This is a genomic window from Pseudomonas sp. 11/12A (assembly GCF_000800055.1).
Classification (GTDB): Bacteria; Pseudomonadota; Gammaproteobacteria; order Pseudomonadales; family Pseudomonadaceae; genus Aquipseudomonas; species Aquipseudomonas mohnii.
Window position 1 is genome coordinate 6,458,365 of the sequence record NZ_JUGV01000001.1, and the last position, 13,661, is coordinate 6,472,025.

At 60.4% G+C, this 13,661-nt stretch carries 11 protein-coding genes; 9 read left to right on the plus strand and 2 right to left on the minus strand.

The features are described 5' to 3' along the window. Positions 1 to 35 precede the first annotated feature (35 nt). The 8 genes from mreB (at position 36) to tldD (ending at position 11,258) form a co-directional block, all read left to right on the plus strand. On the plus strand, positions 36 to 1,073 hold the full coding sequence (mreB, locus tag GQ39_RS29470; RefSeq protein WP_002555108.1) for a rod shape-determining protein MreB: 1,038 nt from the start codon (positions 36 to 38) through the stop codon (positions 1,071 to 1,073). A gap of 142 nt (positions 1,074 to 1,215) precedes the next feature. Then, positions 1,216 to 2,352: a rod shape-determining protein MreC gene (gene mreC / locus GQ39_RS29475; RefSeq protein WP_081997996.1), complete on the plus strand. Its 1,137-nt coding sequence runs from the start codon at positions 1,216 to 1,218 to the stop codon at positions 2,350 to 2,352. Continuing rightward, positions 2,352 to 2,843, plus strand: coding sequence for a rod shape-determining protein MreD (gene mreD / locus GQ39_RS29480; protein WP_047537684.1), 492 nt, complete (start codon positions 2,352 to 2,354; stop codon positions 2,841 to 2,843). Before mreC ends, mreD begins: the two co-directional genes overlap by 1 nt. A 44-nt stretch (positions 2,844 to 2,887) precedes the next feature. Beyond that, positions 2,888 to 3,484 (plus strand): Maf family protein, encoded by a 597-nt coding sequence (locus GQ39_RS29485; protein ID WP_047537686.1) that lies wholly within the window; start codon positions 2,888 to 2,890, stop codon positions 3,482 to 3,484. Between the two features lie 57 nt (positions 3,485 to 3,541). After that, positions 3,542 to 4,999, plus strand: a complete 1,458-nt coding sequence (gene rng / locus GQ39_RS29490) for a ribonuclease G (RefSeq protein WP_047537689.1) — start codon at positions 3,542 to 3,544, stop codon at positions 4,997 to 4,999. 75 nt (positions 5,000 to 5,074) lie between these two features. Next, complete coding sequence (locus GQ39_RS29495) at positions 5,075 to 8,878, plus strand: YhdP family protein (RefSeq protein ID WP_047537692.1); 3,804 nt, start codon at positions 5,075 to 5,077, stop codon at positions 8,876 to 8,878. A gap of 70 nt (positions 8,879 to 8,948) precedes the next feature. After that, entirely contained in the window at positions 8,949 to 9,803 is an 855-nt protein-coding gene (locus GQ39_RS29500) for a carbon-nitrogen hydrolase family protein (protein ID WP_047537695.1), read from the plus strand. A gap of 12 nt (positions 9,804 to 9,815) precedes the next feature. Next, positions 9,816 to 11,258 (plus strand): metalloprotease TldD, encoded by a 1,443-nt coding sequence (gene tldD, locus GQ39_RS29505; RefSeq protein WP_047537698.1) that lies wholly within the window; start codon positions 9,816 to 9,818, stop codon positions 11,256 to 11,258. Between the two features lie 48 nt (positions 11,259 to 11,306). Here the strand turns inward: tldD and yjgA are convergent, their stop codons facing one another. Further along, complete coding sequence (yjgA, locus tag GQ39_RS29510) at positions 11,307 to 11,831, minus strand: ribosome biogenesis factor YjgA (protein WP_047537701.1); 525 nt, start codon at positions 11,829 to 11,831, stop codon at positions 11,307 to 11,309. Between the two features lie 108 nt (positions 11,832 to 11,939). Between yjgA and pmbA the strand changes: the two genes are divergently transcribed. Further along, entirely contained in the window at positions 11,940 to 13,286 is a 1,347-nt protein-coding gene (gene pmbA / locus GQ39_RS29515; protein ID WP_047537704.1) for a metalloprotease PmbA, read from the plus strand. 90 nt (positions 13,287 to 13,376) lie between these two features. Here the strand turns inward: pmbA and GQ39_RS29520 are convergent, their stop codons facing one another. Beyond that, on the minus strand, positions 13,377 to 13,652 hold the full coding sequence (locus GQ39_RS29520; RefSeq protein WP_047537707.1) for an HPr family phosphocarrier protein: 276 nt from the start codon (positions 13,650 to 13,652) through the stop codon (positions 13,377 to 13,379). Between the last annotated feature and the right edge of the window lie 9 nt (positions 13,653 to 13,661).

Here is a 13,661-nt window from a genome sequence, read left to right on the forward strand (position 1 = left end):
TTTTTTACCCACGCGTTGCCTAGGGTCCCTTTCCCATGTTCAAGAAACTGCGTGGCATGTTTTCCAGCGATCTTTCCATTGACCTGGGCACTGCCAACACCCTTATTTACGTGCGCGAGCGCGGTATCGTCCTGAATGAGCCCTCCGTTGTGGCTATTCGGACACACGGTAACCAGAAAAGTGTCGTTGCTGTCGGCACCGAAGCGAAGCGCATGTTGGGCCGTACGCCGGGCAACATTGCTGCCATTCGTCCGATGAAAGACGGCGTGATCGCCGACTTCAGCGTCTGCGAAAAGATGCTGCAGTACTTCATCAACAAGGTTCACGAAAACAGCTTCCTGCAGCCCAGCCCTCGTGTTTTGATCTGCGTTCCTTGCAAATCCACCCAGGTTGAGCGTCGTGCCATCCGTGAATCGGCCCTCGGTGCCGGTGCCCGTGAAGTGTTCCTGATCGAAGAGCCAATGGCCGCTGCGATCGGTGCCGGCCTGCCGGTTGAAGAAGCTCGCGGTTCGATGGTCGTGGATATCGGTGGTGGCACCACTGAAATCGCCCTGATCTCCCTGAACGGTGTGGTGTATGCAGAATCCGTGCGTGTGGGCGGCGACCGCTTCGACGAAGCGATCATCACTTACGTGCGTCGCAACTACGGCAGCCTGATCGGCGAGTCGACGGCCGAGCGCATCAAGCAGGAAATCGGTACGGCCTACCCGGGCGGCGAAGTGCGTGAAGTCGACGTGCGTGGCCGTAACCTGGCCGAAGGCGTTCCGCGTGCATTCACCCTGAACTCCAACGAAGTGCTGGAAGCTCTGCAAGAGTCCCTGGCAACCATCGTTCAGGCCGTGAAGAGCGCGCTGGAGCAATCGCCTCCGGAACTGGCTTCCGACATCGCCGAGCGTGGCCTGGTCCTGACCGGTGGTGGCGCCTTGCTGCGTGACCTCGACAAGTTGCTGGCCCAGGAAACCGGTCTGCCGGTGATCGTCGCCGAAGACCCGCTGACCTGCGTTGCTCGCGGCGGTGGCCGTGCCCTGGAAATGATGGATAAACACACCATGGACCTGCTCTCCAGCGAATAAGTCGCCGGATTGCCTCTATGCTGTTGAGCGCGCAGGCGGCACTTTGCAGTGCTGCCTGTTCGCGTTTATCTTCTGTCGTCTGCATCCAGGCCGGTTTGATGCCGTATGAGTAAAGAGAACAATTGCCTGGGAGGAGCGGCTTATTAAACCGCTTTTCTCCAAAGGTCCCTCACTGGGCGTGCGCGTGTTGGTGCTGGTCGTGCTTTCGATCGCGCTGATGGTGGTCGATGCCCGCTTCACACTGCTCAAGCCAGTGCGTAGCCAAATGTCGCTGGTGCTGATGCAGTCCTACTGGATCACCGACCTGCCGCAGCGGCTATGGCAAGGTGTGGCCAGCCAGTTCGGCAGCCGGACCGAGCTCGTCGCCGAAAATGAAAAGCTCAAGACCGAGAACCTGTTGTTGCAGGGGCGCATGCAAAAGCTTGCCGCCCTGACCGAGCAGAACGTTCGGCTGCGCGAGTTGCTTAACTCTTCGGCGCTGGTGAACGAGAAGGTCGAGGTGGCCGAGCTGATCGGCATGGACCCCAATCCCTTTACCCATCGCATCATCATCAACAAAGGTGAGCGCGACGGCGTGGTCCTCGGTCAGCCGGTGCTCGATGCCCGGGGTTTGATGGGGCAGGTGGTCGAGTTGATGCCGTACACCTCTCGCGTCCTGTTGCTGACCGATTCCACCCACAGCATTCCGGTGCAGGTAAACCGCAACGGTCTGCGGGCGATCGCCAGTGGCACCGGCAATCCGGAGCGCCTGGAACTGCGTCATGTGGCCGATACCGCTGACATCAAGGAAGGTGATCTGCTGGTCAGCTCCGGCCTTGGCCAACGCTTCCCGGCGGGTTACCCGGTGGCTACGGTCAAGGAAGTGATTCACGACTCCGGTCAGCCATTCGCCATTGTTCGCGCCGTGCCGACGGCTGCGCTGAACCGCAGCCGATACCTGCTGCTGGTGTTCAGCGATACCCGAACTCCGGAAGAGCGTGCCAACGACGCTGCCCAGGCGCAGGAATCACTGGATGCGCAGGGTGGCGGACCGATCATTCCGGCGACCGTGCCCAAGCCGGCCATCGTTCCGACTCCGGCTCCGGCTGCCCCGGTGGCCCCGGCAGTGCCTGCTACCGTACCGGCGGCCACAACCCCGGCCAAACCAGGCGTTAAACATCCCAAGCCGTCCACGACCACAGCTACGCCAGCCAAACCGCCGGCGGCACAACCCGCCGTAGTCAAACCTGCTGCCAAACCGCCTGTCTCCGCGCCGGCCACCACTGGGGGACGAGAATAATGGCTGGTGTCAAAGCCTCCCGAAACGGCTGGATCGTCTGGTTGACCTTCGCCATTGGCATGCTGCTCAGCGTTTCGCCGCTGCCGCAGTTCATGGAAATCCTTCGTCCTCTATGGCTGGCCTTGTTGCTGGCGTTCTGGGCATTGACCCTGCCGCAGAAGGTCGGGATGGTCACCGCGTGGTGCCTGGGCCTGACCGAGGATGTGCTGTATGGCACGTTGCTGGGGCAAAATGCCTTGATCCTGACGTTGATCACCTACCTGGTGCTGGCGTTGCAACAACGCTTGCGGATGTTCCCGATGTGGCAACAAAGCCTGGTGATCCTGGTGATCTTCGGCCTCGCGCAGTTGGTCCAGTTGTGGCTCAGCGCCCTGACCGGCAATCGCCAGCCGACGCTGGCGCTGGTGTTGCCGGCACTGGTCAGTGCCTTGCTCTGGCCATGGATCAGCTTCGGTTTGCGCGGATTGCGCCGACGTTACAAAATCAACTGATTCGGTCAGGCATTTGCCCACACCATGACAAGGGAGATGTCTTGATGAAACCGCTGTACCTCGCCTCTGGCTCGCCGCGTCGGCGTGAACTGCTCACGCAGATTGGCGTTCCGTTTTCCGCCATCAGTGCGGACATCGATGAAACCCCATTGCCCCAGGAATCCCCGGCGGCCTATGTCGAGCGTCTGGCGCGCGGCAAGGCTGCGGCCGGGCGCGATGTCGTGGGGTCCGGCGCTCCGTTTTGCGTGCTGGGAGCCGATACCGCCGTGGTGCTCGACGGGAAAATTCTCGGCAAGCCGGTTGATGAAGCTGACGCTTGCGCCATGCTGAAGATGTTGTCCGGGTGTGAGCATGAAGTCCTGACGGCGATCGCTGTACTCGAAGGTGAGCGTTGTGAGTCGCGGGTGGTGCGTAGCGTGGTGCGTTTTCGCCCGATAAGCAGCGATGAGGCAACGGCCTACTGGGCCAGCGGCGAGCCGGGGGACAAGGCGGGTGGTTATGGAATACAAGGACTGGGTGCGGTGTTTGTCGCCGGGCTCAATGGAAGTTACTCGGCGGTGGTTGGCTTGCCGCTGTGCGAAACCGCAGAACTGCTGGGCCATTTCGGCATACCCTGTTGGCAAAACCATAATGCGCGTTAAGCGTTGTACTGACCAGATGTGGCCATTACCGTGAACATGCCTGAACGAGACCCTGCCATGAGTGAAGAGATCCTGATCAACATCACGCCGATGGAATCGCGCGTGGCGGTGGTTGAAAACGGTGTCCTGCAAGAGGTCCATGTCGAACGTACGCAAAAGCGCGGCATCGTTGGCAACATCTATAAAGGCAAGGTCGTACGGGTGTTGCCTGGCATGCAGGCCGCTTTCGTCGATATCGGTCTGGATCGCGCCGCGTTCATTCATGCTTCGGAAATTTCCCTGCGCGAAGGCCCGGCGGTCGAGAGCATCAGTGCCCTGGTTCATGAAGGCCAGAGCCTGGTGGTGCAAGTCACCAAGGACCCGATCGGCTCCAAAGGCGCACGATTGACCACCCAGCTGTCGATCCCTTCGCGTTATCTGGTCTACATGCCGCGTACGGCTCATGTCGGCATTTCGCTGAAAATCGAAGATGAAGCCGAGCGTGAGCGTCTCAAGCAGGTGGTCTCCGATTGCGTCGCCAAAGAAGGCATCAAGGAGGCCGGCGGTTTTATCCTGCGTACCGCGGCGGAAGGCGCGGGTGCCGATGAAATCCTCATGGACATCCGTTACCTGCGCCGGCTCTGGGATCAGATCAATGCGCAGATCAAAACCATCAGCGCACCGAGTGTGATCTACGAAGACCTTGGTTTGGCGCTGCGCACCTTGCGCGACCTGGTGAGCCCGAAGATCGAAAAAATTCGCATCGACTCCCGGGAAACCTTCCAGAAAACCACGCAGTTCGTCGCCGAACTGATGCCGGAGATCGCCGATCGTCTGGAACATTACCCCGGCGAGCGGCCGATTTTCGACCTGTACGGCGTCGAAGACGAAATCCAGAAAGCCCTGGAGCGTAAAGTCCCGCTGAAGTCCGGCGGTTATCTGGTGGTCGACCCGGCGGAAGCCATGAGCACCATCGACGTCAACACCGGGGCATTCGTCGGTCATCGCAACCTGGAAGAAACCATCTTCAAGACCAACCTGGAAGCCGCGACTGCGATTGCTCGACAGCTGCGCCTGCGTAACCTGGGCGGGATCATCATCATCGATTTCATCGACATGGAAGATGAAGAACACCAGCGTCAGGTGCTGCGCACGCTCGAGAAGCAATTGGAGCGCGACCACGCCAAGACCAACATCATCGGTATCACCGAGTTGGGCCTGGTGCAGATGACCCGTAAACGCACTCGCGAAAGCCTCGAGCAGGTTCTGTGCGAGCCGTGCAGCAGTTGCCAGGGCCGCGGCAAATTGAAGACCCCGGAAACCGTCTGCTACGAAATCTTCCGCGAAATCCTCCGGGAAGCTCGCGCCTATCAGGCGGAAGGCTATCGTGTATTGGCGAACCAGAAAGTTGTCGATCGTCTGCTCGATGAGGAATCGGGCAATGTCGCCGAGCTTGAAGGGTTTATCGGCCGCACGATTCGTTTCCAGGTGGAAACCATGTATTCCCAGGAACAATACGACGTGGTGTTGCTCTGAATCGCTACGTTTTGACTTTTCCTGAACGGCTGGCCTCAGCTTTTTGCAAAACATTTGCCATGGGAGCCAACTGACATGGACCGTCTGACACGCATTTTGGCCGCACTGACCCGCTGGGGTCTGGGCCTGTGCGCGTTGGCTTTGGTACTGATGGCGTTGTACGTCAGCCTTGGCCGTGAGCTGACGCCACTGGTGGCGGAGTATCGCGGCGAAGTCGAGACCCGGGGCCGCGACGCTTTGGGCATGCCGCTGCAGATTGGCGAGCTGAAAGGCAATTGGAGCGGCTTCGCGCCTATTCTTTCGGCCCACGATGTGACGGTCGGCGAGGGTGCCAACGCCCTGCACCTGGAAAAGGTGCGGGCGGTGCCGGACCTCTGGGCCAGTCTGCTGGCGCGTGAAATACGTATTGCCCACCTGGAACTCAATGGCCTGAAGATCAGCCTCAAGCAAGGCAATGACGGTGAGTGGGCGCTGGAAGGTCTGCCGGTCAGGAACGATCAGCCCCTCGACCCGGAGCAGTTACTCAATAGCCTGCAAATGGTCCAGCAGTTGTCGGTGCTCGACAGTCAGATCACGTTGCAGCCGTGGGGGGAATCTCCCCTTAGCCTGACTTACGTCGGTTTGAATCTGAAAACCGGTGCTTACCGCCAGCGGCTCGATGTCCGCTTGACCCTGCCCGATGGTCAGCCGATGGCAATGAGCCTGCGTACTCGCATTCAGGCCAGCCAATGGAAGGAGGGTGAAGCGGACGTCTACTTGAGTCTGCCGCAAAGCGACTGGTCTAAATGGCTGCCCGAAAGTCTTTCCCAACAATGGAATTTCTCGGAGATCAAAGGCGGTGGCGAGCTGTGGGCGACCTGGGGCCAAGGCGTCTTGCAAAGTGCCGCCGTCCGGTTGAACGCGCCTCAAATCAAAGGGGCCTATGCCGAGCGCAAGCCGGTCCAGATCAATAATCTGGCGCTCAACGGCTATTTTCAACGCAGCACCGAAGGCATGTTAGTCACCCTGGACTCTCTGGCCATGAACCTCGGCGAGACTCGCTGGGAATCACGCTTGCAGCTCAAGCAGCTGGCGGCCACCGATAAGGCAGAAGAGGCTTGGCACCTGCAAGCCGACCGCCTCGAGCTCACTCCGCTCACGCCGTTGCTCAATGCCCTGGCGCCATTACCTGAAGGTTTTGCCACGACGGTCGAGCGGCTCAAGGTCATCGGCGGCCTGCGCAACGTTCTGATCGACGTGCGGCCCAATGCCACCGACGACAGCAAGTTCAGCTTTGCCGCCAATCTTGATCGGGTAGGCTTCGACGCCTACCACGGCGCTCCGGCGGCACGGAATGTCAGCGGCAGTATCAGCGGAGACCTTGGCCACGGCGAGCTGCGCATGGACAGCAAGGATTTCATGCTGCACCTGGACCCGATTTTCGCCAAACCGTGGCAATACATCCAGGCCAATGCCCGGTTGACCTGGAAACTCGATAAAGAAGGCTTCACCCTGATCGCGCCGTACCTGAAGGTATTGGGCGAGGAAGGCAAGATTGCCGGTGACTTCCTGATCCGACTGCATTTCGACCACAACCAGGAAGACTACATGGACCTGCGGGTCGGCCTGGTGGACGGGGACGGTCGCTATACCGCCAAGTACTTGCCGGCGGTCCTGAGCCCGGCACTCGACGAATGGCTGCGTACGGCGATTCTCAAGGGTGCAGTCGATCAAGGTTTCTTCCAGTACCAGGGCTCGCTGAACCACGGTGCCGAAGATGCCGCCCGCAGCATCAGCCTGTTTTTCAAAGTGCACGATGCCGAGTTGGCGTTTCAACCGGGCTGGCCGCATGTCAGCAAGGTCACGGGGGACGTGTTCGTCGAGGACAGCGGCGTGCGGATTCTGGCTAGCAAGGGGCAGTTGCTCGACACCCAGGTCAGCGATATTTACGTCAGCATTCCTCACGTTCCGGAAGGACAGAGCACTCATCTGTTGCTTGACGGTGGGTTTGCCAGCGGCTTGGGTGACGGCCTGAAAATTCTCAAGGAAGCGCCGATCGGCACTGCCGAAACTTTCGCCGGTTGGGAAGGTGAGGGCGACCTGCAAGGCAAGCTCAAGCTGGATATCCCGCTGGTCAAAGGCGAGCAGCCGAAGATCGTGGTCGACTTCAAAACGGCAAAGGCTCGACTGAAGTTGCCCGAGCCCCCCCTTGAGTTGACTCAGCTCAAAGGTGATTTTCGTTTCGATAGCAGCAAAGGGTTGAGCGGCCAGAACATCACGGCACGAGCGTTCGACAAACCGGTAAGCGCACAGATATTTGCCGATGGTCGTGAAGGCAAGCTCAATACCCGTGTCACGGCCTCGGGGCAGGTCGAAGTCAAGAAACTCGCGAACTGGCTCAGCGTCACCCAGTCGCTGCCGGCGAGCGGCGTGATCCCGTATCAATTGCAACTGACCCTTAATGGCGGTGATAGCCAGTTGATGGTCAACTCCAATCTAAAAGGTGTCGCCATCGATTTGCCGGCACCCTTCGGCATGCCCGCCGAAACCGGGCGTGATACCACGTTCCGCATGACGTTGCAGGGAGCGGAACGACGCTATTGGGTGAATTACGGCGAATTGGCGAACTTCACCTTCGCCGCGCCTCCCGGAAATTTTGCCGAGGGTCGCGGTGAATTGTTCCTGGGTAATGGCAATGCCATGCTGCCCGCTGCCAAAGGCCTGCGGGTGCGCGGCGTGCTATCGCAGCTGGATGTCGGCCCCTGGCAGGACCTGGTGAACAAGTACGCCGGGCAAGACCCGGGCGGTAGTGCAAAACAGTTGCTCAGCAGTGCCGATTTCAAGGTCGGCAAGCTCAGCGCACTGGGTACAACCCTGGATCAGGCATCGGTGCAGTTGACGCGAAAACCGGCCGCCTGGGCTTTGCAGCTCGACAGTCAGCAAGTCAAGGGCGCCGCCAGTATTCCCGATGCGAAAGCCTCGCCAATGGTCATCAATCTGCAATACGTGCGATTGCCGGCGCCTGATCCGAAGGTTCTTGCCGACGAAAACTCGCCGGACCCGCTGGCCACCGTGGATCCGACGAAAATCCCGGCGCTGGATATCACGATCAACCAGCTTTTCCAGGGCAATGATCTGGTCGGTGCGTGGTCGCTCAAGGTTCGTCCTACGGCCAAGGGGATCGCCCTCAACTCACTGGATATGGGCCTCAAAGGCATCCTGTTGCAAGGCAGCGGTGGCTGGGAAGGTGCGCCAGGTTCCAGCACAAGTTGGTACAAGGGGCGGATCAGCGGCAAGAATCTGGCGGATGTGCTCAAGGGATGGGGCTTCGCACCGAGCGTGACCAGCCAGGAGTTCCATATGGATGTCGATGGTCGCTGGCCCGGTTCACCGGCCTGGCTGGCCAGCAAGCGTTTCTCCGGGACCCTGGACGCTTCAATGAGGGAGGGGCAGTTTGTGGAAGTCGAAGGCGGTGCCCAGGCGTTGCGAGTATTCGGCCTGCTCAACTTCAACTCCATCGGCCGGCGATTGCGCCTGGACTTCTCCGACCTGTTCGGCAAAGGTTTGAGCTATGACCGGGTCAAGGGGCTGCTGGTGGCGACCAATGGCGTCTATGTGACCCGTGAGCCCATCCAGATGACCGGCCCGTCGAGTAATGTTGAGCTCAACGGCACCCTGAACCTGGTGGGCGATCAGATCGACGCCAAGCTGATGGTGACGTTGCCGGTGACCAACAACCTGCCAATTGCCGCCCTGATCGTGGGCGCGCCTGCCGTCGGCGGTGCTCTGTTCCTGATCGACAAGCTGATCGGTGACCGCGTGGCCCGTTTTGCCAGTGTGAAGTACACCGTCAAGGGGCCATGGAAAGAACCGAAAATCACCTACGACAAGCCTTTTTGACGCTCTTTTTCAGAACGCACACTCCAGGCCTATGGAGTAGCATGGACGTCTATCCATTCAGGAGCGCGCCATGTCTGTAGCGGTGATTCAAATGGTCAGCCAGAGCGATGTGCTGGCCAACCTGGCCCAGGCCCGTCAATTGCTCGAGCAGGCAGCAGCCGGTGGTGCGGCGCTTGCGGTGCTGCCGGAAAACTTCGCGGCCATGGGCCGGCGCGACATTGCCGACATTGGCCGCGCCGAGGCACTGGGCGAAGGTCCGATCCTGCCTTGGTTGAAACAGACCGCTCGCGACCTCAAGTTATGGATTGTGGCCGGCACCTTGCCGCTGCCGCCGGTGGACCAGCCGGCAGCCAAGGTGCACGCCTGCTCGTTGCTGGTCGATGACCGGGGTGAGACGGTGGCGCGTTACGACAAGCTGCATTTGTTCGACGTGGACGTGGCAGACAATCGCGGTCGTTATCGCGAATCCGATGACTATGCTTATGGCAGTGGTGTCGTGGTCGCGGACACACCGGTAGGGCGAGTCGGCCTGACGGTCTGTTATGACCTGCGATTCCCGGAGCTGTACAGCGAATTGCGTGCTGCCGGCGCGGAGCTGATTACCGCGCCATCGGCCTTTACTGCCGTGACCGGTGCGGCGCATTGGGACGTGTTGATTCGCGCGCGGGCCATTGAAACCCAGTGTTATGTGCTCGCGGCCGCCCAGGGTGGGACGCATCCGGGGCCGCGAGAAACCTGGGGACATGCCGCCATCATCGACCCATGGGGGCGCGTGCTGGCGCAACAGGACCAAGGCGAGGCCGTGCTGCTGGCCGAGATAGACAGCAGCGAACAGGCGTCCATCCGGGCGCGGATGCCGGTGTCCAGTCACCGGCGCTTTTTCTCGCAGGGCGCCCAGCGGCCTGCATCAGAACGACGAATTTAAGGCATAAAGCATATGAGCGAGTTGTTGTCCTCAGTCAGTGATCACCTCCTGGCGCCTGGCGGCGTAACGATCGAGAGCCTGCAGGGTGTGCTCGGCGATCTGGCTGGCCCGGGAATCGATGCCGCCGACCTGTATTTTCAGGGGCAGATCTCCGAGTCCTGGGCGCTGGAAGACGGCATCGTCAAGGAAGGCAGCTTCAACCTTGACCAGGGCGTGGGCGTGCGGGCGCAATCGGGTGAAAAAACCGGTTTTGCCTACAGCAACGCCATCACTCTGGAAGCCCTGGGCGCGGCAGCCCGTGCCGCCCGCTCGATCTCTCGGGCCGGGCAAAGCGGCACCGTGCAGGCGTTCACCACTCAGGATGTCGCGCAGTTATATGGGGCAGACAATCCTCTGGAAGTGCTGACCCGTGCCGAGAAAGTCGATCTGCTCAAACGCATCGATGCCGCGACTCGCGCGCTTGATCCGCGCATCCAGCAAGTCACCGTCAGCATGGCGGGTGTCTGGGAACGGATTCTGGTGGCCTCCACCGACGGCGGGCTGGCGGCGGATGTGCGACCCCTGGTGCGTTTCAATGTCAGCGTGATCGTCGAGCAGAACGGCCGTCGTGAGCGCGGCGGTCATGGCGGTGGCGGTCGCACCGATTACCGCTATTTTCTCGCCGAAGATCGCGCCATGGGCTATGCCCGCGAAGCGCTGAGACAAGCGCTGGTCAACCTGGAGGCCATTCCGGCGCCGGCCGGTACGTTGCCGGTGGTGCTTGGCTCCGGTTGGTCGGGTGTGTTGCTGCACGAAGCGGTCGGCCACGGTCTGGAGGGCGATTTCAACCGTAAGGGCAGTTCAGCCTACAGCGGACGCATGGGCGAGATGGTTGCGTCCAAGCTTTGCACCATCGTCGATGACGGCACCCTGGCGGGGCGTCGTGGCTCCTTGAGCGTTGACGACGAAGGTACGCCGACCGAGTGCACGACGCTGATCGAAAACGGCGTACTCAAAGGCTACATGCAGGACAAACTCAACGCGCGCCTGATGGGCGTGGCCCGGACGGGTAACGGCCGTCGCGAATCCTACGCGCACCTGCCAATGCCGCGCATGACCAACACCTACATGCTCGCCGGTGAAAGCGATCCGGCCGAAATCATCGCCTCGGTGAAGCGCGGTATCTATTGCGCCAACCTCGGCGGCGGCCAGGTGGATATCACCAGCGGCAAGTTCGTGTTCTCCACCAGCGAGGCGTATCTGATCGAAGACGGCAAGATCACCGCTCCGGTCAAGGGCGCGACCCTGATCGGCAACGGGCCTGAAGCCATGAGCAAGGTGTCGATGGTCGGCAACGATCTGTCGCTCGATAGTGGTGTGGGGACGTGTGGCAAGGATGGGCAGTCGGTGCCGGTGGGTGTCGGCCAGCCAACGCTGAAGATTGATGCGATCACCGTGGGTGGCACGGGCGCGTAAGGCGTGGAGCTGCGGGTGAGCCGCCAGGCGACTCACCCGATCAGAGTCTCAGCGCAGACCGCGTTGAGTCTCGTCCAGCTCACGGATGTACTTGAAGATTTTACGGCTCGATGCCGGTGGCTTGTTGGTCGCCAGCTCGTGCTGGGCCTGACGGATCAGGGAGCGCAATTGCTGGCGATCAGCCTCCGGGTAGTCGATGACGAACTTTTCCAGGACTGCATCGTCGCCGGCGATCAGGCGATCACGCCAGCGCTCCAGGTTATGGAAGCGTTCGTTGTATTGGCGAGTGGAGGCATCGAGTTGATCGAGCAAGACCAGAATGGCGTCAGTGTCCTGATCGCGCATCAGTTTGCCGATGAACTGGAGGTGCCGTTTACGCGCGATGTTCGCCGTGTGCTTGGGCGCATCGGCCAAGGCCCGGCGCAAAGCGTCGGTCAAGGGCAGTTTTGCCAGCAAGTCAGGCTTGAGTGTCGTAAGGCGTTCGCCAAGGTCAACCAGAGCATGCAGCTCGCGTTTGACCTGGGATTTGCTTTTTTCTCCCGTATCGAGGGAGTCGTCGTAAGAATCAACCATGGTGGCCGTCCGCAAAGAAACGCCGCCATGATAACCAGTCGGGGGCCGCTTGTCCGGCCCGGTCGCTCGATGACCTATTCCGAAAGCAGAATTTGAGTGGAGAACAGCATGAGTGCAGTTGAAAGCGTCGGCCCACAAGCGTTGCCGGCACTGCAAGAACAAGTCGAGCAGATCATCGCTGAAGCCAGGCGCCAGGGGGCCAGTGCCTGTGAAGTGGCGGTGTCCCTGGAGCAGGGCTTGTCGACCACGGTGCGCCAGCGCGAAGTCGAAACCGTCGAATTCAATCGTGATCAGGGATTCGGTATCACCTTGTACGTTGGCCAGCGCAAGGGTTCGGCCAGCACCTCGGCCAGCGGTCCAGAGGCGATTCGTGAGACCGTAGCCGCCGCCTTGGCCATTGCCAAACACACCTCGGAAGACGAAGCGTCGGGCCTGGCGGATGCTGCTCTGATGGCGCGTGACGTTCAGGATTTCGACCTGTTCCACCCATGGGATATTACGCCGGAGCAGGCAATCGAGCAGGCGCTGACCTGTGAAGCGGCCGCATTTGCTGCCGACAGCCGGATCAAGAATGCCGATGGCACTACGCTGAGTACCCATCAAGGCTGCCGTGTCTATGGCAACAGCCACGGTTTTATCGGCGGTTATGCGTCGACCCGGCACAGCCTGAGCTGCGTGATGATCGCCGAGGCCGATGGTCAGATGCAGCGCGATTATTGGTATGACGTGAACCGCCAGGGCAATTTGCTGGCTGATCCGGTGAGCATTGGCCAGCGTGCCGCACAACGGGCGGCAAGCCGTCTCGGCGCGCGTCCGGTGCCAACCTGCGAAGTGCCGGTGCTGTTTTCCGCCGAGTTGGCCGGTGGTTTGTTCGGCAGCTTCCTGTCGGCGATTTCCGGCGGCAGCCTGTACCGCAAGTCATCGTTCCTTGAAGGCACCCTGGGTCAGAAGCTGTTTCCTGAATGGCTGACCATCGATGAGCGTCCGCACTTGATGCGTGCCTTGGGCAGCGCGGCCTTCGATGGCGATGGTCTGGCGACTTACGCGAAGCCGTTCGTTGAAAAGGGCGAGCTGGTGTCCTACATCCTCGGTACTTACTCCGGTCGCAAGCTCGGCATGCCGAGCACCGCGAATGCCGGAGGCGTGCATAACCTGTTCGTCACCCATGGTGATGAAGATCAGGCGGCCTTGCTGCGTCGCATGGGGCGTGGCCTGCTGGTGACCGAATTGATGGGGCAGGGCCTGAACATGGTCACGGGCGACTACTCCCGCGGCGCGGCGGGTTACTGGGTCGAGAACGGTGAAATCCAGTTCGCGGTCCAGGAAGTGACCATTGCCGGTAACATGCGTGACATGTTCAAGCAGATCGTTGCCGTGGGTAATGACCTGGAACTGCGCAGCAATATCCGTACGGGGTCGGTACTGATCGAGCGGATGACGGTGGCAGGCAGCTAAACTCCCCTGTTACAAAAAAGGCGCACCACCTGATGGGGGGGGGGCGCCTTTTTTTGTGGGCTATCGAGCGGGTTTGGCCTCGATACGCGTTTACTCGCCTTCGTCGAAATAGCGGTTGATCAGGTCTTTCAACGCATCCAGCGCCTTTTGCGCGTCTTCGCCTTCGGTGTTGATGTAGATTTTGGTGCCCTTGCCAGCCGCGAGCATCATCATTGCCATGATGCTTTTGCCGTCGACCGTAGATTCTGGAGTGCGTCCGACTCTGATCGTGCAGTCCTTGAATTCACCGGCGACTCCGACGAATTTTGCAGAAGCACGGGCGTGCAGGCCCAGCTTGTTGATGATTTCGATTTCCAGAGCAGGCATCGCGGTGTG

What these genes read in the sequence shown, in the direction of transcription:
- yjgA (WP_047537701.1), bottom strand. Translation starts at nt 11,831, where the DNA reads ATGGTTGATTCTTACGACGACTCCCTCGATACGGGAGAAAAAAGCAAA.
- tldD (WP_047537698.1), top strand. Translation starts at nt 9,816, where the DNA reads ATGAGCGAGTTGTTGTCCTCAGTCAGTGATCACCTCCTGGCGCCTGGC.
- pmbA (WP_047537704.1), top strand. Translation starts at nt 11,940, where the DNA reads ATGAGTGCAGTTGAAAGCGTCGGCCCACAAGCGTTGCCGGCACTGCAA.
- mreD (WP_047537684.1), top strand. Translation starts at nt 2,352, where the DNA reads ATGGCTGGTGTCAAAGCCTCCCGAAACGGCTGGATCGTCTGGTTGACC.
- rng (WP_047537689.1), top strand. Translation starts at nt 3,542, where the DNA reads ATGAGTGAAGAGATCCTGATCAACATCACGCCGATGGAATCGCGCGTG.
- GQ39_RS29520 (WP_047537707.1), bottom strand. Translation starts at nt 13,652, where the DNA reads ATGCCTGCTCTGGAAATCGAAATCATCAACAAGCTGGGCCTGCACGCC.
- GQ39_RS29485 (WP_047537686.1), top strand. Translation starts at nt 2,888, where the DNA reads ATGAAACCGCTGTACCTCGCCTCTGGCTCGCCGCGTCGGCGTGAACTG.
- GQ39_RS29500 (WP_047537695.1), top strand. Translation starts at nt 8,949, where the DNA reads ATGTCTGTAGCGGTGATTCAAATGGTCAGCCAGAGCGATGTGCTGGCC.
- GQ39_RS29495 (WP_047537692.1), top strand. Translation starts at nt 5,075, where the DNA reads ATGGACCGTCTGACACGCATTTTGGCCGCACTGACCCGCTGGGGTCTG.
- mreB (WP_002555108.1), top strand. Translation starts at nt 36, where the DNA reads ATGTTCAAGAAACTGCGTGGCATGTTTTCCAGCGATCTTTCCATTGAC.